Consider the following 2,195-nt stretch of genomic DNA (forward strand, 5'->3'; position numbering starts at 1 on the left):
GCCAGCTATTTTCTGCACTGGTTGCGGGAAACCTGGGGACCGGTCGCGACCGCAGCCGTAGGCTTTTCGCTTGGCGGCAATATGCTGGGCTGCCTGATGGGCAAACAGGGTGACAGCTGTCTGTTGGATGCCGGCGTTATTGTCTCGGCACCGCTGATGCTGGAACCCTGTAGCCAGAGGCTGGAGCAGGGGTTCTCGCGTATCTATCAGCGCTACCTGCTAAACTTACTGAAGCAGAATGCCACTCGCAAACTGCACGCCTGGCCCGGCACGCTGCCTGTGGACTTAAGGCAGCTTAAGGCGCTTAAGAGACTCAGGGAGTTTGATGATGCCATTACCGCCAGAGCGCACGGTTTTCTGGACGCAACGGACTACTATCGTCGCTGCAGCGCCTTGCCGCTGCTCTCCGGCGTGCGTAAACCCTTGCTGATCATTCATGCTAAAGACGATCCCTTTATGACCGACGAGGTCATTCCCGCCCCCGGTATGCTGCCTGACAGCGTGACGTATCAGCTGACTCAGCACGGCGGGCATGTAGGGTTCGTGGGGGGAACGCTGCGCAGGCCACAAATGTGGCTAGAACAGCGTATCCCGCAATGGCTTTCAACCTGGCTGGACAACAATGATTATTCCCTGGAAAGAACTGGACCCGGACACGCTCGCTAACCTGATTGAAGCCTTTGTGCTGCGGGAAGGCACCGACTATGGCGAGCAGGAGCGCTCGCTGGAACAAAAAGTGAATGACGTGCGTCGTCAGCTGACAAACGGCGAAGCGGTGCTGGTCTGGTCAGAGCTGCATGAGACGGTCAATATCATGCCAAAGGGCCAGGTGCGTTAACGGATCCCGCTGCCGGCCATGCAGAGCCGGCAGCAAATTTTCAAATAATGCGACCTGCCATATTAAAACATTACCTTCCTTATTAATATAACATTAATAATTACCTTCCTCTTAACTGCAAAAAAATATATTGCCAATTCTCCGCGTGCGTAATAAAACCTCAGAACCGATTGAGAAGGAGCTCATCATGAGATATTTTTTCGCGCTGCCTGTTGTTGCCTGCCTTTTATTACTATCCTGTCGCTCTTATCCTCATAACGCTCTAATTGTTACCAATAATACCTCACAACAAAAAATAGAATATATTTTAGAAAACCAAATTAAACCCTATCCTCACGCTTCACTCGGCGAGAGGATCCAACAAGTTTCCGATCAATTTATTGGAACGCCATACCGGGCAGATACGCTTTCAGGTTCTGAAAGCCAGCCTGAAAAGCTGGTTGTTGATTTGACCGGCGTTGACTGCTTCACTTTTATTGATTATGTCAATGCTCTGGCTCGTGCAACGACCAAAGAGGCATTTTATGCCGCACTCATTAAGACGCGCTATGTAGAAGGAAAAATCACGTTTCAGAACAGAAAGCATTTTTTCACCGACTGGGCAGCTTTACCCTTCCGCAATGCAAAAGATGTCACGGCTATAGTCAGTTCACACTATCAGCAAAAGATAAAATACCTGAATCTGAAGGCTGATGGCAGCAGGTACCTTCCGGGCGTAGAGATTCATAAAAGAAACATTACCTGGATCCCTGCAAAATCCGTTGACCAGCAGACAATAGCTAATCTACAAACCGGCGACTTTATCGGTATCTATACGGATATAGCCGGACTGGATGTGACCCACGTTGGCATTTTTATCGCCGGTGACTCTGGGCCGATGTTCAGAAATGCTTCCTCATTATCGAAAAATATGAAAGTGACAGATTCGCCCTTTCTCGAATATATAAAAGATAAACCGGGGATTATCATTCTCCGCCCTCAAAACCAGGAGATAAAATGAAAAGAAAATATATTAGCTTTATTATTTATTTACTCATCACAGGCTGTCATACCTCCTCAAGTCATCTGAAAAATGAACGGATGCACAGTTCATTTTCTTCTGAGGAAAAAAACATGTCGGTGGACGAGAACAAATCCATTTTCCCTATGGCACGTTATTCACAGGATGTAGATAAATGGATCCCGCCATCATCAATAGCCAGCCACACCCCTCTGCTTGATGAAGCTACCCAGCAGCGCCACTTTCAGCAGCTTAAATCGCATTACTTCGGTACAAGAGCAAATGATGGCTCTCCCTGGAATCAGGCTCGCATTGATAAAATCCTCAGCAGTAACGAAGCGGCGAATAGTCTTCATG

The 2,195-nt window shown here is 48.2% G+C and carries 3 protein-coding genes and 1 pseudogene; all 4 read left to right on the plus strand.

Annotated elements, in window-relative coordinates; all coding sequences use genetic code 11:
* Nucleotides 1-666, plus strand: a 666-nt coding sequence (locus RTK32_RS19650) for a hydrolase (protein WP_312046917.1), incomplete at its 5' end; no start/stop codon positions are given.
* Complete coding sequence (locus RTK32_RS19655) at nt 623-838, plus strand: YheU family protein (protein WP_312046918.1); 216 nt, start codon at nt 623-625, stop codon at nt 836-838. The genes RTK32_RS19650 and RTK32_RS19655, both read left to right, overlap by 44 nt.
* A gap of 187 nt (nt 839-1,025) precedes the next feature.
* On the plus strand, nt 1,026-1,838 hold the full coding sequence (locus tag RTK32_RS19660; protein ID WP_312046919.1) for an N-acetylmuramoyl-L-alanine amidase-like domain-containing protein: 813 nt from the start codon (nt 1,026-1,028) through the stop codon (nt 1,836-1,838).
* A pseudogene (locus RTK32_RS19665) lies at nt 1,835-2,195 on the plus strand (NlpC/P60 family N-terminal domain-containing protein); the annotation flags it as partial. The gene RTK32_RS19660 and the pseudogene RTK32_RS19665, both read left to right, overlap by 4 nt.

This window comes from Erwinia sp., from assembly GCF_031978025.1.
In the GTDB taxonomy this organism is placed as follows: domain Bacteria; phylum Pseudomonadota; class Gammaproteobacteria; order Enterobacterales; family Enterobacteriaceae; genus Erwinia.